This is a genomic window from Vibrio sp. ZOR0018 (assembly GCF_963865925.1).
Lineage (GTDB): Bacteria > Pseudomonadota > Gammaproteobacteria > Enterobacterales > Vibrionaceae > Vibrio > Vibrio anguillarum.
This window is the reverse complement of sequence record NZ_CAWMCN010000115.1, coordinates 1-22144: the sequence shown is the minus strand read 5'-3', so window position 1 is coordinate 22144 and position 22144 is coordinate 1. Positions and strand designations below refer to the sequence as shown.

Genomic DNA, 22144 nt, shown 5'->3' with positions numbered 1-22144 from the left:
ATTTCGCCACACTTGAGCGATAGCGGTAGTGAAGAAAGAATGCTTTCTCACACCGCGTATAAACAAGGAGAAGAGAGTGTCAGTATCCATTCAAGGTCAGTTCCCAGGGCGTCGCATGCGTCGCTTACGCAAGCATGATTTTAGCCGCCGTTTGATGGCTGAGAATCAGTTATCGGTTAATGATTTAATTTATCCCATGTTTATTTTGATGGGTAAAGATCGCCGCGAGCCAGTGGAGTCTATGCCCGGTATTGAGCGTCTCTCTATCGACTTAATGCTCGAAGAAGCGCTGTATTTGGCTAATCTCGGCGTGCCAGCCATCGCACTTTTTCCAGTGGTTAATCAAGATGCTAAAAGCTTGTGTGCTGCTGAAGCACATAATCCTGACGGCTTAGTGCAACGTGCGGTGAAATTATTAAAAGAGCATATACCACAAATGGGTGTCATTACCGACGTCGCGCTGGATCCTTTCACGACCCATGGCCAAGATGGCATCATCGATGAAAGTGGCTATGTGATGAATGATGAGACCACCGAGGTGTTGATCAAACAAGCGCTGTCTCACGCTGCAGCCGGTGCCGATGTGGTTGCCCCTTCCGATATGATGGATGGACGAATTGGTAAGATCCGCGAAGCGCTTGAAGAGGCAGGTTTTATTCACACACAGATCATGGCTTACTCTGCGAAATACGCATCATGTTATTACGGCCCATTCCGCGATGCGGTTGGTTCCTCTTCGAACCTGAAAGGGGGAGACAAGAAAAACTATCAGATGGATCCGGCCAACAGCGATGAAGCCATTCACGAAGTGGCGATGGATATCAATGAAGGGGCTGACATGGTGATGGTGAAGCCCGGCATGCCATACCTTGATGTGGTGCGCCGCGTGAAATCTGAATTACAAGTTCCTACGTTTGCGTATCAAGTGTCTGGCGAATATGCGATGCATAAAGCGGCCATTTTAAATGGTTGGCTTAAAGAACGTGAAACCGTAATGGAGTCATTATTGTGCTTTAAACGCGCTGGGGCAGACGGCATTTTAACCTATTTTGCTAAAGACGTTGCGCAGTGGCTGGCAGAAGATAACGCCAAAACGGCACAATATTTACATCAAGATAACTAAGTCGTGAATTTAGACAGGGGAGCGAATTTTTTTATCTATTTGAAAATCAATTAAAAAAAGATTTCATGAAATAGATGGGTAGGTGTTTTTAGCATGATTAGAAAATAAATGAGATTTTTTCTCATTTAGGGGTTGATAATTAAATGAGAATCATTATTATTAACCATGTCTTAGGGAATGGCGAAGTTCACAAGGACGTCGAGTTTACGATTAACGAATTGCTAGGTGTTAAAAGTAACAAGACAAATTGGCGACGAACTTGCGCAAGTTCTTTTTGACACGACATTGCTCACATTGCTTCCAGTGTAATTTATAGCTTTATCGTAAGGCTGAATGAATCACTTCACTTAGTTTTACCTGTTTTTGCTAGGCGACATCCTCGGGTGTCGCTTTTTTTATCCTCATTTTCAAGAGGATGCTTTTGTTGTGAATAAAAGGCCATCGATAGTCTTTTCCACAATCAATGATCGTAAAAAGATCATGATGGGAATGTTCGATCTTTGTTTTATTCATTTATAAACAATAAGTTAATGCCATTGTTTTCCTCGTTAATCACTGTTTAATAACCAGTGGATAAAAACTATGAACAGAGTTATCCACAGAATGTCATTTGCGGTGGTGGACAAATCAGCAAAATGTTTCGTTGCTCAAGGTGCATTGGCGTGGAATCCTCAAGACAGTCATGGCATCCTTAGTCATTACATTTCGTACTCGCTTTGGATTGCAAAAGACTATGGCTCGCATACCTGACAACCCGTTCATTCTGATTGATGGCTCTTCTTACCTTTACCGTGCATTTCATGCCTACCCAGGCACCATGAGTAATGGCGAAATTCCAACTAATGCTGTCTATGGCGTGGTCAATATGCTCCGTAGCATGATGCGCCAGTTTTCCGCTGAGCATATGGTGGTTATTTTTGACGCGAAAGGAAAAACCTTCCGCGATGATATGTACCCACAATACAAAGCTAACCGTCCACCAATGCCTGATGATCTACGTTGTCAGATTGAGCCGTTGCACAATGTCATCCGTGCGATGGGGCTACCGCTGATATCGATTGAAGGTGTCGAAGCCGATGACGTGATTGGTACGCTAGCCTCTCAAGCATCACAAGCCGGCATGCCAGTGCTGATCAGCACTGGTGATAAAGACATGGCACAGTTAGTGGACGAGAATGTCACCTTGATCAATACCATGACGAATGTGGTACTTGACCGTGAAGGGGTGATTGAAAAATTCGGTATCCCTCCTGAGCTTATCATCGATTATCTGGCCTTGATGGGCGATAAAGTCGATAACATTCCTGGTGTACCGGGTGTCGGTGAGAAAACAGCGATTGCGTTACTACAAGGCATTGGCAGCCTAGAGCAAATTTACGATAACCTCGATAAAATTGCGCAATTGGGTTTTCGCGGCTCTAAAACCATGGCGCAAAAACTGGCGGATAACCGTGAAAACGCTTTTCTCTCTTACCAATTAGCCACCATCAAGCTGGATGTCGCTTTGGAAGAGAAACCAGAAACCTTGCGCAAAACCCAGCCCAATATTGATGAGTTGATTAAACTTTATGGTCAGCTCACGTTTAAATCTTGGTTAACAGAATTGCTGGATGGTGGTAATGGGGTGATTGACGCTGATGAAAAAGTGGGTGCGGTAAACACTTCTTCTTCACAAGCAAGGGAGATGGATACAACCGCCGCCACGATTGATCGCAGCCAATATCAAACCATTTTAGATGAAGAGACGTTTAATGCTTGGTTAGAAAAACTGAAAGCGGCAGAAGTGTTTGCGTTTGATACGGAAACCGACAGCCTCGATTATATGGTAGCGAATTTAGTTGGCCTCTCTTTTGCAATCGAAGAGGGCGTTGCAGCGTATGTTCCTGTTGCGCATGACTATCTTGACGCACCAAAGCAACTGGACCGTGATTGGGTACTCGCCCAACTTAAACCCATTTTAGAAGATGAAAGCCAAGCCAAAGTGGGGCAGAACCTAAAATACGATGCCAGCATTGTTGCGCGTTACGGTATCAATATGAAAGGCATCAAGCACGATACGATGCTCGCATCTTATGTGTACAACAGCGTCGGTGGCAAACATGATATGGACAGTTTGGCGCTACGATTCTTGCAACACAGCTGTATTTCATTTGAACAGGTGGCGGGCAAAGGTAAAAACCAGCTGACCTTCAACCAAATCGAACTTGAGCAAGCGGCACCGTACGCTGCGGAAGATGCTGATGTGACTTTGCGACTTCATCACCGTTTGATGAGTCATATTGAGCAAGATGAGAAGCTCAATCGCATCTACCAACAGATAGAAGTGCCTCTTGTTCCCGTGTTGTCACGTATGGAACGTACAGGCGTGATGATCGATGATATGTTGCTTGGCGCGCAATCGCATGAAATCGCTGCTCGTTTAGAGCAACTAGAACAACAAGCGTTTGATATCGCAGGTCAACCTTTCAACCTAAGCTCACCAAAACAGCTGCAAACCATTTTGTTTGAACAGATGGGGCTACCGGTGATTAAGAAAACACCAACAGGTACACCTTCCACCAATGAAGAAGTACTGCAAGAGTTGGCACTCGACGGTTATCCTCTGCCTAAAGTGATCATTGAACATCGTGGTTTAGCTAAGTTGAAATCAACCTATACCGATAAACTGCCTAAAATGATCAACCCAACCACAGGGCGAGTGCATACCTCGTATCACCAAGCTGTAACCGCCACTGGTCGTTTGTCTTCAACCGATCCAAATTTGCAAAACATTCCGATCCGTAACGAAGAAGGACGCCGGATCCGTCAAGCCTTTATCGCTCCTCATGGCTGGAAAATTCTGGCCATCGATTACTCGCAAATTGAGCTGCGGATTATGGCGCATTTGTCCGGCGATAAAGCGCTGCTTGAAGCCTTCCAGCAAGGGAAAGATATCCATGCAGCGACCGCGGCTGAAATTCTTGGAGTGAGTATTGAGCAAGTCAGCAGTGAGCAGCGTCGCCGTGCGAAAGCGGTTAACTTTGGTTTGATTTACGGGATGAGCGCCTTTGGTTTAGCTAAGCAGCTCGGCATTCCTCGTTATGAAGCCCAAGAATATATGGATAAATACTTTGAGCGTTATCCTGGCGTGATGCAATACATGGAAGATACACGCTCTACGGCTAGTGAACTTGGCTATGTTGAAACTTTATTTGGTCGCCGTTTGCATCTGCCTGAAATTAAATCGCGTAATGGGATGCGCCGCAAAGCCGCTGAACGTGCCGCGATCAATGCTCCAATGCAAGGTACGGCGGCGGATATCATCAAAAAAGCGATGCTATTAGTCGATGCTTGGATTGAGGAGCATGGACAGGGACGCGTTAAACTCTTGATGCAAGTGCACGATGAACTGGTGTTTGAGGTGCAAGAGACGGCTTTAGCCGAAATTGAAATTAAAGTACAACAATTGATGGAATCAGCGGCAACGCTAGCGGTGCCATTGGTCGCGGATACTGGTCATGGAGACAACTGGGATCAGGCGCATTAGTTGTTTTTTGAGCAGAATTAGCTAATTTATATGAGCCGACGCACAAATGTCGGCTTTTTTATGGCCTAGAAACAAGTGTTCTTGATTTTAAACTTTGTGTTGTTTAATAAAATTTTCATGAAAAAAAACTACAAAAATAGTTTTCATTTCTGACCATTTGTTATACATTAACTCTCGTAGGGTACAGAGGTAAGATGTTCTATCTTTCAGACCTTTTGTTTCACGTTATTGGATTAGGCTGATTCAGCCGCCCCAGTCAGTATTTGACTGGGGCGTTTTTTATTGGGCCAAAGAAAATATTCACCACTGTTTTTTACGAGAATTTAGGTGATAAAAACACACTATTCTATTGCTGAGTAGTTACTTTATTTCTTTTATAAACACCCAATTCTGTAACTGGCTAACAGTCACACTTTGATTATTTCTAATGAGAAATCAAGTTCGCCTCAAACGCAAAGAATATGTTTAAATATCATTAGTATTCATTATGTTATGTTGATTTTATTGGGGTGAGCCAGAGGAGTGTTCGGTAAGTGAGTGAATTGATGACTCTTTGACCTATTGAAAAGTTGGAGGGATTAAGGAATGCTTAGCAAAACAATAATAAATTACCTCCTACTTCTCTCCCGTTGCCCCACCAGGATGGTGGGGATTTTTCTCTTTGCCGTTCGCATTTGGATTTAAAGCCTATAAAAAAGCCCCACGATTAGGTAGGGCTCTGTTGGAGTCACGATGTTTAGTGTTCTTCAGAATGGTCTGGATTCTCTTCTATCTCTTCTAAGTGAGTTGAGTCACACTCATCCATCTCTTCCACTGCTTGTTGCTCGGCTAAATGTGTGAGTGCGGGTGCAAACCACGTATCCAATTTATTACGCAGCACATCGACGCCTAAGCCTTTCAATGATGAAAAAGCATCGACAGTGACATCGCCGCCAAAAGAGCGTGCCTCTTCACGAATTTTTAACACTTGAGCTTTACGTGCGCCACTTTTTAGCTTGTCCGCTTTAGTCAGTAGTACTAGTACTGGGATGTAGCAATCGACAGCCCAAGAAATCAATTGTTGGTCGAGATCTTTCATCGGATGGCGAATGTCCATTAGCACAACCAGCCCTTTTAAGCTCTTGCGCTTTTGTAGGTATTCACCTAATGATTTTTGCCATTTTTTCTTTAGTTCCAAAGGAACTTGAGCAAAACCATAGCCCGGTAAATCCACAATATGACAACCTTCAGTGACTTTAAATAGGTTGATCAGTTGGGTTCGGCCCGGAGTTTTACTGGTTTTAGCCAAGCTCTTCTGATTCGTTAAGCGATTCAACGAACTCGACTTACCTGCATTGGAGCGTCCTGCAAACGCAATTTCGATCCCTTCATCATCAGGTAGATGACGAATGTCAGGCGCACTGGTAATGAAATGCGTGTTTTGATAATGAATTTTTACGCTCACTGTTAACTCCATCTCGACTTTGTGTAGTCGATTGATTACTTTTTTGTGAAATTGTGTAAAATAACCGTGCTCGGCATAAGGTCGCCTATTGTACCATGAGTCGCCACTGAGAGTGAGTAGCAACTGCAAAGTGGTACTGGAAGCTTGATAATTATAAATGGAATGTCATGAAGAAATTAGCGCTAATCTTGAGTCTTTTAGCCAGCTGCTCAGTGTGGGCCCAAGGCAGCATTGAAGCTGGTAAAGCAAAATCCCAAACGTGTGTTGCCTGTCACAGTGCTGATGGCAATAGTCTACTTACAATCTATCCTAAAATTGCTGGTCAGCATGAGAAATACATAGAGAAGCAATTGCATGATCTCAAGCTGGGAATGACAAGCGGTGGCAAACAAGGTCGTTACGATCCCGTAATGAGTGCCATGGCGATGCCTCTTAGCGACGAAGATATAGCTGATCTTGCAGCGTATTTTGCATCACAAACTATTTCAGCGAACTCAACGCCTGAAGACGTTGCAGTGAAAGGAAAAGCACTTTATAGCGCAGGTGATGCAGAGCGTGGTTTAACCGCTTGTATTGCGTGTCATGGTCCACGTGGTAATGGTACTGAGCTTTCAGGTTTCCCTAAAATTTCTGGTCAGCATGCTGACTACATCAAAGCTCAACTGCAAAAATTCCGCGATGACGCTCGTAATAATGATATGAATGCCATGATGCGTGATGTCGCGAAAAAGCTCAGCGACACTGACATCGAAATACTTTCTAAATACGTTGGCGGCCTTCACTAAACCCTACACCGTTCGAGCACTGTTGTTTGAAAACGCCTTAGCACTGAGCTAGGGCGTTTTCTTTTGTGCTGAAGAAAACGTAATTTTTTGCTCAATGATCGGCTTACCTATCGCTTTTTTTATCTTTTTTTGCCTAGCTGGTGAAAAAATACGCGCTGACTCTCCACTCTAATGCCACTTTCTGGTATGTTGCGCATCCCTGTTTGAGGATGTTACATGCACATTTGCCCATTATGTTTTAGTGAACAAATAGTTCCTTATTTTGCCGATAAAGTTCGCCCTTATCTGCAGTGCCAACACTGTGCACTTGTGTTTGTTAGCCCTGAACATCGTCTTGACGAAAAAGCGGAAAAAGCATTTTATGATTTGCATGAAAATAACCCGCAGGATAGGGGTTATCGCCAGTTTTTGTCACGCGTTTGTGCGCCGATGTTGGAGAGGCTTTCTCCGGCATCTAACGGGTTAGATTTTGGTTGTGGGCCGGGGCCAACCTTATCCATTATGTTGGAAGAGGCTGGGCACACAATGTCGTTATACGATATCTTTTTTCATCCAGATGAAAAGGTGTTGCAGGCGACCTATGATTTTATGACTGCCACTGAAGTGATTGAGCATTTACATAAGCCGCACCAAGTTTGGCAGCAATGGTTAAATTTAGTTAAGCCAGGAGGCTGGATTGGGTTAATGACCAAACTAGTCAAAGACGTGGAGGCGTTTGCTGGGTGGCACTACAAAAATGATCTCACACATGTGATCTTTTTTAGTCGTGAAACCTTCCAGTACTTGGCCAAGCGGGATGAGCTTGAACTTGAATTTATTGGTAATGATGTAATTTTACTGAGGAAACCCCAGTAATGAGCCGTAGTAAAAAATCGAGAAAGCCGGGTTCAGCCGGTGAAGGCGACGTGATTGTCACGCGTAATCGCAGTGAGGCAGATGTTGAAGGCCGTTTGCGTAAGCGAGTTAAAAAACAGAAAGGTCTGAAAGCGGGTAGCCGCCATTCCGATGGTTCAGATCAGCAGCAGCGAGAAGCCGCTAAAGCGCGCGATCCACGTTTAGGCAGCAAGAAAAAAATTCCTCTGGTGGTTGAGCCAGCGAAGAAAATGACCAAGCAAGAGCGTCGTTTGTCGGCTGAGCAAGAGCTCGAAATGCTGGAAAATGATGCGCAATTGAACGTGTTGCTCGATCGTATTGATAATGGCGAAAACCTAGGTGCCGGCTTACAAAAATACGTTGATGAGAAACTCGATCGTATTGAAGCACTGATGAAGCAACTTGGTCTGTATGCTGAAGAGCAAGAAGATGTTTTCGAGCCAATCGTGACTGGCGGTAGTGCCAAAAAATCACGTTCAGATGATGATTTATTATCAGATTTTGAAGGCTTCGACCTAAATGATTTAAAAGGATAGAAAGTGCCATGAATGTAACCTTGTTAGCCATTGCTGGTGGAATCATTATTCTCGGCTTAGCGTCTTACGCTGGTTACCTTCTGCTGCAACTGAAAAAGCAAAAGGATTTGCAGCTTCAACATCAAACATTGGCCATTGAAAAACGCAATGCAAATATTTTTGATAGCGTAAATACGCTTTGCATGGCTGGGATTCAAGGCCAATGTGATCTCTCCGAGATCAGCATCCGTGTCTACTGCATTATGGATTATGTTCAAGGCGAACAGAGAATCGACTTTGATAGTTCGTATCCCGCTATTTCCGAACTGTATTCTATAGTGAAGGATATGCCGCGTGGCGAAGAGCGCAGCCAACTCGCTAAACAAGAGCGAATGAAGCATAACTTAGTGCGCCAAAAGGCGGAGGCCCGTTTAATGGATGCGATTGTTGAAGAGTTAAAAGTTCTGCAAAAACGCATTGCCCCTTTGAATAGTCAAATTCCGATTCAAATGATGTAATGGCTCGACTGCCTCTTTCGAGTGAGTGATCGCGTTAGCAGTTTAGAACATTTATACACAAATTTCGTTTTGTCACCCGACGTCCATCATTGTCATGTGGCAAAATAGCCCGTCAAAGTTTCGAACGGAAAGCACAGCATGTCTTCGCAAGTCGTACCCAGCCAACAGATCGTATGGGATCAAGCTGTTTTAGATAAGTATAACTATTCAGGCCCGCGTTATACCTCTTATCCTACAGCACTTGAATTCCATGAAGCATTTACTATTGCCGATTATGATATGGCGTGTGCCCAATACCCTGACAGGCCACTTTCGCTTTATATTCATATCCCGTTTTGTCACAAACTTTGTTACTACTGTGGTTGTAATAAGGTGATTACCCGTCATTCGCATAAAGCCGACGACTATTTGGATGTGCTCGAACATGAGATTCGCCAACGAGCCTCTTTGCTGCATGGCCGTAGAGTCACACAACTGCATTTCGGTGGTGGCACACCAACCTTTTTAACTCAATTGCAAATTAGCCGTTTAATGGCCATTTTGCGTGGTGAGTTCCGCTTTGAAAATGACGCAGAAATCAGTATTGAAGTTGATCCGCGTGAAATCGAGTTAGAGATGCTTGATCACCTACGCAGCGAGGGATTTAACCGCCTGAGCATCGGCGTACAAGATTTCAACAAAGAAGTGCAAAAGCTGGTGAACCGCGAGCAAGATGAAACCTTTATTTTTGCTATGGCGGAACGAGCTAAACAGCTGGGTTTTCGCTCAACCAACCTTGATCTCATATACGGCTTGCCTAAGCAGACTAAAGGCTCTTTTGCTAAAACATTAGCGCAAGTGTTGGAGATGAAGCCGGGTCGATTGTCGGTATTTAACTACGCGCACATGCCGCAGCTGTTCGCTGCGCAGCGTAAGATTAAAGATGAAGATCTACCTACGGCGGAAGAAAAACTGGCCATATTACAAGACACGATCGCGACCTTAACGGGTGCTGGTTATCAGTTCATTGGCATGGACCATTTTGCTCTGCCCAATGATGAGTTGGCCGTCGCGCAGCGTGAAGGCATTTTACATCGCAACTTTCAAGGTTATACCACGCAAGGTAACTGCGACTTAGTTGGCTTTGGTGTCTCAGCCATTTCAATGATTGGGGATGCGTATGCGCAGAACCAAAAAGAGCTGAAAAAATACTATGAGCAAGTTAATGAGTTACGTCATGCACTCTGGAAAGGGGTGGCACTGGATAGTGATGACTTACTTCGTCGCGAAGTGATCAAGCAGCTTATCTGCAATTTCAAACTGGATAAAAGCCAAATTGAAGCACAGTTTAACGTGACGTTTAATCACTACTTCAAGCAAGATCTTGAGTTGCTACAAACTTTTATTGATGATGAGTTAGTGGAAGTCGATGAAAAAGAGATCCGCGTTACTTTGCGCGGGCGGTTGTTGATCCGAAACATCTGCATGTGCTTTGATAAATACTTGCGTGTTCGTGCTCGTCAGCAACAATTTTCGCGGGTAATTTAACGCCCTTACCATGAATCAAAAAGCCACTGCTCGTCAGTGGCTTTTTCTTTGAAAAGAGGGATGAGTTATGGTGTCAGGTATTTATTCGCTGCAACATCCCACAATGCTTTGATTAATGGGTTATCAAGCTGTGAGCGTTTGCAGCACACACCGAGCTGAAATGGTTTTACGGGTGCTAATTTAAGGCGCTGGATCTTATCTCTCACCGGGCTATTGTTGATCACCACATCTGGCGCAATGCCGATACCACAACCGAGCGCGACCATGCTGACAATCGCTTCATGCCCTGAGCTCTGCGCGTAAATATTGGGTTTGATCTTCATTTTTTTAAACCATGCATTGGCTCTATCTCTTGCCGTTCCCGCTTCAGGAACAATAAAAGGGACAACTGACCAATCGGGTGTGTCATTTTGCAGTTGTTCGATAAAGCTACTGATCCCGAGCGGCGCGATCACCGATAAGGGTATTTCACCAATCGTTTCAAATTCAACGCGAGCTGGTAGCTGTTCGGGCATGGCTGAAATGGCAATATCCGCTTCATCATTCAAAATCTTATCAATCGCTTGAGCAGGATCGCCAGTCAAGAGTTTGAACTCAATATACGGATGGCGAACTCGAAAATCGGACAGTAACTGAGGCAGGTGGCTGTAGCTGGCGGTGACTGAGCAAAACAAACGAATTTCACCTTGTAATACGCTGTTTTGGTTTTTCATTTGTACGTTATATTGCTGCCACTCTGTAATGATTTTGAGTGCAACAGGAACCAGTTTACTGCCTGCTGGCGTTAGCTCAACGCTACGATTATCACGCACAAATAAGCTTTGGCTAGTTTCTTCTTCCAGCTTCTGGATCTGCCGGCTGAGCGCGGATGGGCTGATGTGCATCGCGGCGGCAGTCTTACTGAAGTTTTTACTCTCACACAGATGGATAAACATCTGCAGGTTTTTAATGTTCATAAGTTAATCACATCACGTTGCATAAATTGCAATAACTAATTGTGAATATATCACTTTAAGCAACTTGATGTCTGCTTTAGTATCAGTTTATTCGGTTCTAGAAACCGACCTGATGGAAAGAATCTTTAAAGGAGAGCGCTAACATGGCTAACTATTTCAATACCCTAAATCTACGCCAACAACTTGACCAACTTGGTCGTTGCCGCTTTATGGATCGCTCTGAGTTTGAAAGCGAAGCCGAGTACCTCAAAGGTAAAAAAGTAGTGATTGTCGGTTGTGGTGCACAAGGTTTAAACCAAGGTCTAAATTTACGAGACTCTGGCCTTGATGTCTCTTATGCATTGCGTCAAGCAGCGATCGACGAACAGCGTCAGTCCTATAAAAATGCTAAAGAGAACGGTTTTGAAGTGGGTAGCTATGAAACGCTTATCCCTCAAGCAGACTTGGTCATTAACCTAACGCCAGATAAACAGCACAGCAATGTTGTCGAAACCATCATGCCGCTGATGAAAAAAGGTGCAGCATTGGGGTATTCTCACGGCTTCAACGTGGTTGAAGAAGGGATGCAGATCCGTAAAGACATCACGGTTGTGATGGTGGCGCCTAAGTGTCCGGGAACCGAAGTGCGTGAAGAGTATAAGCGTGGTTTCGGCGTGCCGACTTTGCTTGCTGTTCACCCAGAAAATGACCCTCAAGGTGAAGGTTGGGATATCGCAAAAGCTTGGGCGGCGGGAACGGGCGGTCATCGTGCTGGCTGTTTGGAATCCTCTTTCGTTGCCGAAGTAAAATCGGACCTTATGGGCGAGCAAACCATCTTGTGTGGCATGCTACAAGCGGGTTCGATTGTGTGCTATGAGAAGATGGTAGCAGAAGGTATTGACCCAGGTTACGCAGGTAAACTACTGCAATACGGTTGGGAAACGGTAACCGAAGCGCTGAAATTTGGTGGCATCACTCACATGATGGATCGCCTATCAAACCCAGCAAAAATCAAAGCGTTTGAGCTGTCTGAAGAGCTTAAAGACTTGATGCGCCCACTGTACAACAAACATATGGATGACATTATTTCTGGTCATTTCTCTAGCACTATGATGGCTGACTGGGCCAACGATGATGCTGATTTGCTGGGCTGGCGTGCTGAAACCGGTGAAACTGCGTTTGAAAACTACCCACAGTCTGATGTACAGATCACTGAGCAAGAGTACTTCGACAAAGGTATTTTGATGATTGCCATGGTTCGCGCTGGGGTTGAGCTGGCATTTGAAGCTATGACGGCTTCCGGTATTGTTGAAGAGTCAGCTTACTATGAATCTCTGCATGAGCTGCCACTGATTGCCAACACAGTAGCACGTAAGCGTTTGTATGAAATGAACGTGGTTATTTCTGATACAGCAGAGTATGGTAATTACCTGTTTGCCAATGTCGCAACACCGTTACTGCGCGAAAAGTTCATGCCAAAAGTATCTACTGATGTGATTGGTAAAGGCCTTGGTGAAAGCTCGAATTTCGTTGATAACGCGACCTTGATTGAAGTGAACGAAATTCTTCGTAACCATCCGGTTGAGTACATCGGTGAAGAGTTGCGCGGTTACATGACAGATATGAAACGCATTGCTGTCGGTGGCTAAAGGCTAATTCACCTTCCGGCGGTTAAGAAGGGGCCGAGAGTTCGCACCTTTTCAATGACGAGAATGATGACGTAAAGCTCCAGACTGACTGGAGAATAAATACAAAAGCAAACACAATATAAAACAAAAGGCTTGGTCGCCGTTGACCAAGCCTTTTTTATTGGGGAAATTTTTATCTCAACCGGGCAATATTATTTGGCGGTGATTTTCGCTTCTAGCTCGGCCAATTTTTGCTCCATTTCAGTGAGCTTTTGGCGAGTACGCATCAATACTTGAGTCTGTACATCAAATTCTTCACGGCTTACCACGTCCAATTTATTTAATTGGCCTTGGATCACTTGGCGGATTTTTTGATCAACGTCGGCACCCAAATCTTTTACGGGTTGAGGCATTGAATCGTGAATTTGTTTGGCAATTTGCTCAAGTTTTTTAGGGTCAAACATAGCGGCTTACACTCCTGTCAGTTTGTCTCCATTCTAAGCAATTGAGCTGAGAATGTCGTTATTCAAGGTAAGAAAAAGGCCACTGAGGTGGCCTTTTTTGAAGCAGTCTTAATTATATTGTGTTATTTATTTTCAGCGAGTCGGCGTTGTGCTGCTTTGGCCTCGTCAACTCTGGCTAGCTTTTCGAGGTCTTTATCCTCAACAAACACAGGCAGTGGCTTATGTTTTTCGGCTAGATAGCTGTAAATTACAGGCAGTACGAATAGCGTAAATAGTGTACCAATCGCAAGACCTGCCACAATCACAATACCAATACTAAAGCGCTGAGCTGCACCTGCACCCGTTGCGTACATCAACGGGATCAAACCTGCAATCATCGCTGCTGTCGTCATTAGAATTGGGCGAAGACGCACTTTGGCTGCCTCCATCACCGCTTCGATGCGAGACTTGTTATGGTGTAGCTGCTCTTCTTTCGCCACTTCACAAATAAGAATACCGTGCTTGGTGATAAGACCAACCAGTGTAATCAACCCTACTTGCGAGTAGATGTTCATGGTTGCTGCGCCCCAAGCCAGGGCAATTAATGCTCCGCAAATGGCGAGAGGAACAGATACCATGATAACCAATGGATCTTTTAACGACTCAAATTGAATCGCCAGTACCAAGAAGATGATGGCGAGTGCCAAACCAAAGGTCGCGTAGAGTGCGCTTCCCTCAGTCACGTATTGACGTGCTTCACCCATATAATCGTGGTTGTAGCCTGCGGGCAGTTTAGTCGCGGCAACATCCTCAAACCACGTAATCGCATCACCCATTGCAACTCCTGGGCCCGGTACACTTCCGACGGTTGCCGAGTTTAGCTGGTTAAAGTGCGGCAGTGAGCGCGGCTCTGCAATCACATCAATGGTAATTAGGCTCCCTAATGGGATCATTTTTCCGTCAACGGCACGCACAAAGTAGTGATTCATCGATTCAGGGTTGAGGCGATATTTACGTTCAACCTGCGGGATCACTTCATAAGAGCGGCCATTGAGATCGATGCGGTTGACATAGCCATCCGCCATCATGGTCCCTAATGTCGTGCCAATATCCTTCATCGTGATGCCATAAACCCCAGCTTTATCTTTGTCGATATTGATTTTCATCGTCGCAGAATCGTAATTGAGGTCTAAATCGGAGTACACAAACATCGGGCTTGCTTTCACTTCTGTTAGCACTTCAGTGGCAATAGCAAACAAACTTTCAAAGCTATTGGGTGTAGTGATGACAAATTGAATTGGCAATCCAGAGCCTGCGCCGGGAAGTTCAGGCATTTGGAAGGCCGTCACGGCCATGCCTGGAATATCTTGCACTAAGGTGCCGACTCGAGTGGCAACCTCAGCTTGGCTTGCCTGGCGTTCACTCCAAGGCACCATCGAGGCAATACCAAACGCTTGGTTGGAGCTTGGAACACCGGTAAAGACTTGAGCAAACTGGACTTCTGGCTGTTCAGACAGAATCGTATTCACGTCATTCATGGTGTTTTGTAAATAGTCCAAGTTCGCATTCGAAGAACCCGTACCAATTAACATGACCACGCCTTTATCTTCAGAAGGGGCAAGCTCACTTGGAATGAATTTGAACAGCATAGGCAGGCTGGCAAACACGATCACCGCAAAGGCAATCACGACAGGACGGCGCTGCATTACTTTCTCGAGTAATTTCGCGTAGCGGTTACTCATTGAATCAAGTAATCCATGCACTTTTTGTTCAAACTTGTTGGGCTCTTCGTGCGCTTTAAGCATTTTAGAACACATCATGGGTGAAAGTGTCAGTGCAACAATACCTGAAACAAATACAGCACCAGCCAGTGTGAGTGCAAACTCTTTAAAGAGTGAGCCTGTTATGCCACCCATCATCGCTATCGGTGCATAAACGGCGCCCAGTGTCAGCGTCATCGCAATTACCGGAACGGCGATTTCACGAGTACCAATAATCGCGGCACGAAATGGTGATTCACCCAGCTTAATGTGGCGGTCAACGTTTTCTAGTACAACGATTGCATCATCCACCACAAGGCCGATAGCCAATACCATCGCTAGCAGTGTCATCAAGTTCCATGAGAAGCCCATTCCCTGCATTACCATAGCAACACCAACTAAGGATAGTGGAATGGTAACAATCGGGATGATAACGGCCCGTAAAGAGCCTAGGAATAGAGTAATGACGACAAGTACGATCAAGGCGGCTTCAGCGATGGTTTTTATGACCTCGTGGATCGATTCATTGATCGCCACCGTGGAGTCATACATCACGTTCATTTCGATGTTACTTGGTAGATTACGCTTTAACTGCGGTAACAGATCCAGCACATCTTGAGCAATGTTGATTGGGTTTGCGCTAGGTGCTGCGTTGATGGCTGCTACAACCGCTTCTCGGCCGTTTGCACTTGCGCGGTAAACATCATGGCTTTTTTCTAGCGTGACGTTTGCAATATCACCTAGGCGAATAACATTGCCGTCGCCCGTTTTAACCACCAGGTTTTTCAGCTCATCGACATTTGACACTTGCGTATCGGCACTACCGTTATACAGCACGAATTCGCCAGTGGCTTGTCCTGTTGCTGATTGATAGTTGTTGGCATTCAGCACGTTCATCACATCGCCCGCAGTGAGCTGTAGTCCTGCCATTTTTGCTGGATCAAGCCAAATGCGAAGGGCGTATTTCATGCCACCATACAAGTCAATCTTAGAGACGCCGTTGACGGTGAATATTTGAGGGTTAAATACACGCTCAAGATAGTCAGTAATTTGGCTTGAACTAAGTTCATCACTAGTGAAACCAATATACAGCACCGCGGTGGTTGAGCCGGTAGACATAGTTACCGTCGGATCTTCGGCCTCTTTAGGAAGCTGTGAGCGTACCGAGTTCGTTTTTGCTAACACATCTGAAAGTGCAGCGTTGGGATCGGTATTGAGCTTCATCGTTACGGTAATCGTTGATTTACCCAATACCGAAGAAGAAGTCATATAATCAATGTTGTCGGCTTGTGCGACTGCTTGTTCCAAAGGTTGAGTGATAAAACCTTGGATTAAGTCGGCACTTGCACCGTAATAGCCTGTACTCACTGTAACAACGGTATTCGTCATTTCAGGGTATTCACGAACTTGCATTTTGAAAATAGCTTGAAAACCAAGCAGAGCTATCAAAAAGCTGATCGATACCGCGAGCACTGGACGTTTTATAAAAACATCAGTAAAACGCATGATTCCTCCAATTACAGCATCGGTGTTTCAGCAGGTGGTGTAGTCGCATTACTTTCGACTACCCGAACTTTCGAATGGTTACTTAAGCGCACTTGACCTGAAGTGACCACGATGTCTCCATCTTGTACACCCTCTAAAATATGCGCCACAGCACCTTTGCGTTCACCTACTTTTACAACGCGCTGCTCTACTCGTTTAACGCCATCTTCTTCTTTCAACACGTAAACATTATCACCATACAGGGTGAAGGTAATGGCGGTTTGAGGAAGCGTGACTTGGTTTTCTAATTTCGGCAGGATGATGTTGGCACGAGCAAACATACCGCTGCGTAGTTTACCGTCACTATTTGGAATATCGGCTTGCACTTGGATTAAACCACTTTGAACGCTAACGGCAGGCTCTATCGCAGTAATGGATCCTGTAAACGCTGCATTAGGATAAGCATCGATAAAAATATCCACTTGCTGGCCTAATGAAATACGTGAAATATCCGTTTGTGGAACGGTAAAGCGCAGACGCATTACACTGGTATCTTCCAAGCGAACAATATCGGTGCCTGGCTGTAGGTATTGGCCTAAATACACATTACGGATACCCACCACACCAGCAAAGGGAGCTTTGATTTCACGACGATCAATAGAAGCTTTTAAACTTTCAATATCTGCAGACAAAGAGTAGTAGTTTGCTTCGGCTTCATCATAAGCTTCTTTTGAAATTGACCCTTTAGCAAATAGACCTTTATAGCGTTCGTATTTCGCTTTTGCAGCAGGTAGGCGAGCTTGTGAGCTTTTTAAATTCGCTTTCTCAACCGCGGAATCAAGTAAAACTAAAGGTTGGTCTTCCTCAACTTGTGTCCCTGATTCAAATGAAATCTTATCGATCACGCCGCTGGTTTCAGATGTCAGTGTCACGCCTTGATTGGGTTCAATAAAACCAATCGCTTCAATCACTGGGATCCAATCAACAGGAGTTACATCAGTCACTGTCACTGGAAATTCAGGTTCAGGACGGTTGGCCATGAATTCGGCAATTTTTTGTTGTTTAAACAGATTAAAACCTATCACGCTACCAAACAGTAGGAAGGCGATAAGTAACATAAAGAATGTCCACTTTTTCATTCTAGTCAGAACTCCAAGTTAGTGTTGAGTAATTGCATCCCAACTGGCGTCAATCACAGCACTGAGTGCGCTGTCATCCAGTTGATAACATTCCATCGCTTTTTTACGGGCAAGGGCGACCGTTGTTTCGAAGCTTAAAGCAGACAAAATCTGGTTATCCAACGGCTTGAATAATCCCTGCTCTTTACCTTGATCAAATAGTAAATCCACTTTGGCAAACATTTTTCGCTCAAGTTCCTTAACATTGCAACTGATTGTTGTTGGCAATGATTCATATTGAACTCGGTTGCTGAGTGTTGCACTGCTTGATTGTGCTAATTCCCAGATATTAAGCCACATCATTTTAAAGCGTTCTTTCAAAGGCATCTCATCATCAATATTGGCTTGCACCGCGTCAGCAATATGCTGACAAACGTGTAAGCGAACTGTCACAAGAAGATGATCTTTGTCATCAAAGTAACGGTAAATTGTTCCCGTTGCGACACCGGCTTCTTTGGCTAATTTGTGCATCGATAAGCCTTGAAATCCAGATTCAGCGATCAGCTTTTCAGCAGCCACCAATATCTGCTGGTACTTATCCACGTGAATACAGTTAGACATGCTGACATCCCACAGTGAATGAACGTTCATTCATTATAGACCAAACTATAGCCCCTTATGCAATACACTAGTGTAGTAAAATGACAAAAATCTTATGGTGAATGACGTAGTAATCAGTAAAGCGCGGCATTATCATAGACGGCCCAAATAAAAGTGATACGAGTACCTCATGAAGCTGAATCCAAGACAAGACGAAGCCGTCAAATATGTATCGGGCCCATGTCTAGTATTGGCGGGGGCTGGCTCGGGTAAAACGCGCGTAATTACCAACAAGATCGCTTACTTGGTTCAACAGTGTGATTATAAAGCGCGCAACATTGCTGCCGTTACATTTACTAACAAAGCCGCTCGAGAAATGAAGGCGCGGGTAGCACAAACGCTTGGAAAAGCTGAGTCAAAAGGGCTGCTCGTTTCCACATTTCATACTTTAGGCCTCAATATTATCCGTCGGGAATATAAATTTTTGGGCTTGAAAGCGGGGTTCTCTCTGTTTGACGACCAAGACCAGCTTGCGCTGCTCAAAGAGTTGACAGAGAAACAGCTCGAGGGCGATAAAGATCTGCTGCGCCAATTGCTCAGCACCATCTCCAACTGGAAGAACGACATGTTGACGCCAGAGCAAGCGAAAGGTTTTGCTCAAGGTGAACAACAACAGCTGTTCGCTTACTGCTTCGATCTTTATCAAAAGCAAATGAAAGCGTATAACGCGCTCGATTTTGATGATCTTATTTTAATGCCGGTGCTGTTATTGCAAAACAACGCCGAAGTTCGTCAGCGTTGGCAAAACCGCATTCGCTACTTGCTGGTGGATGAATATCAAGATACCAATACCAGTCAATACGAGTTAGTAAAATTGTTGGTTGGAGAACGTGGCCGTTTAACCGTGGTGGGTGATGATGATCAATCCATCTATTCTTGGCGAGGGGCGAAACCGCAAAACCTCGTGTTGCTGGGGCAAGATTACCCAAATCTTAAACTGATTAAGCTTGAGCAGAACTACCGTTCAACCAGCCGTATTTTGAGAGCGGCCAATATTCTGATTGCTAACAACCCACACGTGTATGAGAAAACGCTTTTTTCTGAGATCCCTGAGGGTGAAAAACTCAAAGTTTTGCTAGCGAAAAATGAAGATCATGAAGCGGAGCGGGTCACTGGTGAACTGATTGCGCATAAATTTCTCAATCGCACCGAATATCGTGATTACGCGATATTGTACCGCGGTAATCATCAGTCACGCTTAATTGAAAAATCGCTGCTGCAAAACCGCGTGCCTTATAAGTTATCCGGTGGAACGTCATTTTTTGCCAGAGCCGAAATTAAAGACATCATGGCTTACCTCAAAGTGTTGGTGAATCCTGACGATGACAATGCTTTTTTACGCATTGTGAACACGCCAAAACGAGAAATTGGCCCAGTCACGTTAGAGAAATTGGGTAGTTACGCCAATATGCGTGGCAAAAGCTTGTTTTCGGCCAGTTTTGAACTTGGCTTAGAGCATCATTTGTCTGGAAGAGGGCTCGACAACTTGCGTCAGTTTACGCAATGGTTAGTAGCTATCTCAGATCAAGCTGAACGAGGCAATACCGTTGAAGCGGTGCGATCGTTAGTCCGAGATATTCATTATGAAGATTGGCTGTATGAAACCTCTTCCAGCCCCAAAGCGGCCGAAATGCGTATGAAAAACGTCTCTGATCTCTATTCTTGGATTGTGGCCGACCTTGAAGGTGACAACTATGACCAACAAGAAAAATCGCTCAAAGAAGTTGTACAGCGCTTAACCCTACGCGACATGATGGAGCGAAGTGAAGAAGAGGATGAGAGTGATGCCGTTCAGTTGATGACATTGCATGCATCGAAAGGCCTTGAATTTCCTTACGTTTATTTGATTGGCACTGAAGAGGGTATTCTTCCTCATCAAACCAGTATCGATGAGGACAACGTCGAAGAAGAACGTCGTTTGATGTATGTCGGGATAACTCGCGCGCAGCGAGAACTGACTTTCACTATGTGTAAAGAACGTCGTCAATACGGGGAACTGCTTAAACCCACACAAAGTCGCTTTTTGGATGAATTACCCTTTGACGATGTTGAGTGGGAACAGAGCAAAAAGCCAGTAAGTCAAGAAGAGCGAATGGTGAAAGGACAAAGCCATATTGCTAATTTGCGCGCTGCCATGTTTAAGAAATAGTGCTTAAAAAATAATAAAAACAAAGGTTTGGAATTAAAGCCAACCCTTTGTTTTATAGGAATTAATGTATTAAAGACCTGCAATCATATGCTCAATGGCGGCAACGATTTCGTCGTCAGAGCAATCCATACAGGTTCCTTTAGCTGGCATGGCATTAAAGCCTTGCAGTGCATGATTTTTCAATACATCTTTACCTTGGGCGATACGTGGAGCCCACTCTTCGGCATTGCCAATTTTAGGTGCGCCACTGATGCCTGTAGAGTGGCAAGCGATACAGAATGTACCATAAACTTGCGCGCCATCACGAGGGCCTGTCGGCTCTGCCGCAACGGGTTCACTACCCGCTAAGTAAACATCACCTACAGGTTTAATGCGATCAGCAATGGCATCGTATTCAGCTTGGCTGGTTGCCAATGCAACACTAGAAAAGGTTAAAGCAGCGAATAACACGCTTATGATTCGTCGAGACATATCCATTAAACTCACTTTATATTCCAAAGGTAAGTTCATGCTTACCTATTTATACTTAGATTTAGAGTGTGGCTGATTTAAAAGCCATTCAAGCTGTTAAATCAATGTAAATATTGGGTGATTATATCCCGATAAGTTGTTGCAATAAACAACAAGTTGCGATCTTCAAGGGGTGAGTCACATCCTTATTATAGAGGTAATAATGGTTATCTGATGAAAAAGGCGTCAAACGATAAAAAAAGTTGAAAAAGTACTAGACGCCCTAGTGTGAACTCCGTATTATTCCACTCCGCCGATAGGGCATGCGCCCGTAGCTCAGCTGGATAGAGCGTTGGCCTCCGGAGCCAAAGGTCGAAGGTTCGAATCCTTTCGGGCGCGCCATCCGGATGCTTATGTAAATAAGTAGCAAATTGGCAAAACAGTGGTGGCTATAGCTCAGTTGGTAGAGCCCCGGATTGTGATTCCGGTTGTCGCGAGTTCAAGTCTCGTTAGCCACCCCATTATTTGGTAACTTCGGTTTCCTTTCTTGGTGAAAGTCGAGAAAAAAAAGATTTACATCGATGAATAGACTAGTTTGATAGTGCATCATGATGTTAGGAATAGCGGAGCAGAGGGTTCTCTATCGCTTATTCCAAAAAATGAATTTGTATCGGTGAATAGCGCAGCTTGGTAGCGCATCTGGTTTGGGACCAGAGGGTCGGGGGTTCGAATCCCTCTTCACCGACCACTTTTCTTTTCTTCTCATTGGTTAAAAATGAAAAGAAAAATAACGGCAAGCAAGCGGTTATTGCAAAGTTTGATGGTGGCTATAGCTCAGTTGGTAGAGCCCCGGATTGTGATTCCGGTTGTCGCGAGTTCAAGTCTCGTTAGCCACCCCATTATTCGGTAACTTCGGTTTCCGTTCTTGGTGAAAATCGAGAAGAAAGAGATATATCGGTGAATAGCGCAGCTTGGTAGCGCATCTGGTTTGGGACCAGAGGGTCGGGGGTTCGAATCCCTCTTCACCGACCACCTTAATAAGCCTCAGTCGAAAGACTGGGGCTTTTTAATATCTGATGTTTGGAGCCTTAATCAAGGTAATGAGAGCCAAAGTGGGGTTCGTTTGATTTTCAAAACCGGGCTCTTCACCGACCACCTTAAAAAGCCTCAGTCGAAAGACTGGGGCTTTTTAATATCTGATGTTT

Annotated in this window: 18 protein-coding genes and 5 tRNA genes; 16 read left to right on the top strand and 7 right to left on the bottom strand. The window is 44.7% G+C overall.

All coding sequences use genetic code 11. The features are described from left to right. The first annotated feature begins 76 nt into the window (after nucleotides 1-76). The 4 genes from hemB to AACR75_RS18610 all read left to right on the top strand — a co-directional run bounded on the left by hemB (nucleotide 77) and on the right by AACR75_RS18610 (nucleotide 4891). A complete protein-coding gene (hemB, locus tag AACR75_RS11140) occupies nucleotides 77-1123 on the top strand; it encodes a porphobilinogen synthase (protein ID WP_026028265.1) in 1047 nt (348 codons plus the stop codon). 582 nt (nucleotides 1124-1705) lie between these two features. Next, nucleotides 1706-1873 carry a hypothetical protein gene (locus AACR75_RS11135; RefSeq protein ID WP_156117117.1) on the top strand — a complete coding sequence of 56 codons (168 nt, stop codon included), beginning with the start codon at nucleotides 1706-1708 and terminating at the stop codon, nucleotides 1871-1873. Continuing rightward, nucleotides 1857-4649 (top strand): DNA polymerase I, encoded by a 2793-nt coding sequence (gene polA, locus AACR75_RS11130; RefSeq protein ID WP_047690352.1) that lies wholly within the window; start codon nucleotides 1857-1859, stop codon nucleotides 4647-4649. Before AACR75_RS11135 ends, polA begins: the two co-directional genes overlap by 17 nt. Nucleotides 4650-4843: 194 nt before the next feature. Continuing rightward, nucleotides 4844-4891, top strand: coding sequence for a hypothetical protein (locus AACR75_RS18610; RefSeq protein WP_438356636.1), 48 nt, complete (start codon nucleotides 4844-4846; stop codon nucleotides 4889-4891). 494 nt (nucleotides 4892-5385) lie between these two features. Here the strand turns inward: AACR75_RS18610 and yihA are convergent, their stop codons facing one another. Beyond that, nucleotides 5386-6093, bottom strand: coding sequence for a ribosome biogenesis GTP-binding protein YihA/YsxC (gene yihA, locus AACR75_RS11125; protein WP_047690296.1), 708 nt, complete (start codon nucleotides 6091-6093; stop codon nucleotides 5386-5388). 167 nt (nucleotides 6094-6260) lie between these two features. On the opposite strand from yihA, the gene AACR75_RS11120 reads away from it, so the two are divergent. From AACR75_RS11120 to hemN, 5 genes are all read left to right on the top strand, one after another. Continuing rightward, nucleotides 6261-6878, top strand: a complete 618-nt coding sequence (locus AACR75_RS11120) for a c-type cytochrome (protein ID WP_013855644.1) — start codon at nucleotides 6261-6263, stop codon at nucleotides 6876-6878. A 216-nt stretch (nucleotides 6879-7094) separates the two neighbouring features. Next, the gene (locus AACR75_RS11115) at nucleotides 7095-7733 is read left to right on the top strand and encodes a class I SAM-dependent methyltransferase (protein WP_013855645.1); all 639 of its coding nucleotides are present in this window, start codon (nucleotides 7095-7097) and stop codon (nucleotides 7731-7733) included. After that, a complete protein-coding gene (gene yihI, locus AACR75_RS11110) occupies nucleotides 7733-8287 on the top strand; it encodes a Der GTPase-activating protein YihI (protein ID WP_013855646.1) in 555 nt (184 codons plus the stop codon). The genes AACR75_RS11115 and yihI overlap by 1 nt, the downstream gene beginning before the upstream one ends. 8 nt (nucleotides 8288-8295) lie before the next feature. Beyond that, nucleotides 8296-8784: a DUF2489 domain-containing protein gene (locus tag AACR75_RS11105; RefSeq protein ID WP_017042451.1), complete on the top strand. Its 489-nt coding sequence runs from the start codon at nucleotides 8296-8298 to the stop codon at nucleotides 8782-8784. A 138-nt stretch (nucleotides 8785-8922) separates the two neighbouring features. Beyond that, complete coding sequence (gene hemN / locus AACR75_RS11100; RefSeq protein WP_047690293.1) at nucleotides 8923-10311, top strand: oxygen-independent coproporphyrinogen III oxidase; 1389 nt, start codon at nucleotides 8923-8925, stop codon at nucleotides 10309-10311. A 65-nt stretch (nucleotides 10312-10376) separates the two neighbouring features. Here the strand turns inward: hemN and ilvY are convergent, their stop codons facing one another. Further along, complete coding sequence (gene ilvY / locus AACR75_RS11095) at nucleotides 10377-11267, bottom strand: HTH-type transcriptional activator IlvY (protein WP_013855649.1); 891 nt, start codon at nucleotides 11265-11267, stop codon at nucleotides 10377-10379. Between the two features lie 143 nt (nucleotides 11268-11410). Between ilvY and ilvC the strand changes: the two genes are divergently transcribed. Further along, nucleotides 11411-12895: a ketol-acid reductoisomerase gene (ilvC, locus tag AACR75_RS11090; RefSeq protein WP_013855650.1), complete on the top strand. Its 1485-nt coding sequence runs from the start codon at nucleotides 11411-11413 to the stop codon at nucleotides 12893-12895. A 191-nt stretch (nucleotides 12896-13086) separates the two neighbouring features. On the opposite strand, the gene ubiK is transcribed toward ilvC, so the two are convergent. The 4 genes from ubiK to AACR75_RS11070 all read right to left on the bottom strand — a co-directional run bounded on the left by ubiK (nucleotide 13087) and on the right by AACR75_RS11070 (nucleotide 18331). Further along, complete coding sequence (gene ubiK, locus AACR75_RS11085) at nucleotides 13087-13338, bottom strand: ubiquinone biosynthesis accessory factor UbiK (protein ID WP_010319855.1); 252 nt, start codon at nucleotides 13336-13338, stop codon at nucleotides 13087-13089. Between the two features lie 122 nt (nucleotides 13339-13460). Continuing rightward, entirely contained in the window at nucleotides 13461-16583 is a 3123-nt protein-coding gene (locus tag AACR75_RS11080) for a multidrug efflux RND transporter permease subunit (protein ID WP_013855651.1), read from the bottom strand. 11 nt (nucleotides 16584-16594) lie between these two features. After that, on the bottom strand, nucleotides 16595-17701 hold the full coding sequence (locus AACR75_RS11075; RefSeq protein WP_017042454.1) for an efflux RND transporter periplasmic adaptor subunit: 1107 nt from the start codon (nucleotides 17699-17701) through the stop codon (nucleotides 16595-16597). Nucleotides 17702-17719: 18 nt separating this feature from the next. Beyond that, nucleotides 17720-18331, bottom strand: coding sequence for a TetR/AcrR family transcriptional regulator (locus AACR75_RS11070; RefSeq protein ID WP_013855653.1), 612 nt, complete (start codon nucleotides 18329-18331; stop codon nucleotides 17720-17722). Nucleotides 18332-18470: 139 nt separating this feature from the next. On the opposite strand from AACR75_RS11070, the gene rep reads away from it, so the two are divergent. Continuing rightward, nucleotides 18471-20489, top strand: a complete 2019-nt coding sequence (rep, locus tag AACR75_RS11065; protein WP_047690291.1) for a DNA helicase Rep — start codon at nucleotides 18471-18473, stop codon at nucleotides 20487-20489. Nucleotides 20490-20558: 69 nt separating this feature from the next. Here rep and AACR75_RS11060 read toward each other — a convergent pair whose 3' ends face one another. Then, nucleotides 20559-20966 (bottom strand): c-type cytochrome, encoded by a 408-nt coding sequence (locus AACR75_RS11060; RefSeq protein WP_088718017.1) that lies wholly within the window; start codon nucleotides 20964-20966, stop codon nucleotides 20559-20561. A 298-nt stretch (nucleotides 20967-21264) separates the two neighbouring features. Between AACR75_RS11060 and AACR75_RS11055 the strand changes: the two genes are divergently transcribed. From AACR75_RS11055 to AACR75_RS11035, 5 genes are all read left to right on the top strand, one after another. Next, nucleotides 21265-21341, top strand: a tRNA-Arg gene (locus AACR75_RS11055). A gap of 43 nt (nucleotides 21342-21384) precedes the next feature. Beyond that, nucleotides 21385-21460 (top strand) — tRNA-His (locus AACR75_RS11050). 150 nt (nucleotides 21461-21610) lie between these two features. Then, nucleotides 21611-21687 (top strand) — tRNA-Pro (locus AACR75_RS11045). A gap of 75 nt (nucleotides 21688-21762) precedes the next feature. After that, nucleotides 21763-21838, top strand: a tRNA-His gene (locus tag AACR75_RS11040). Nucleotides 21839-21894: 56 nt separating this feature from the next. Continuing rightward, a tRNA-Pro gene (locus AACR75_RS11035) sits at nucleotides 21895-21971 on the top strand. Nucleotides 21972-22144 lie beyond the last annotated feature (173 nt).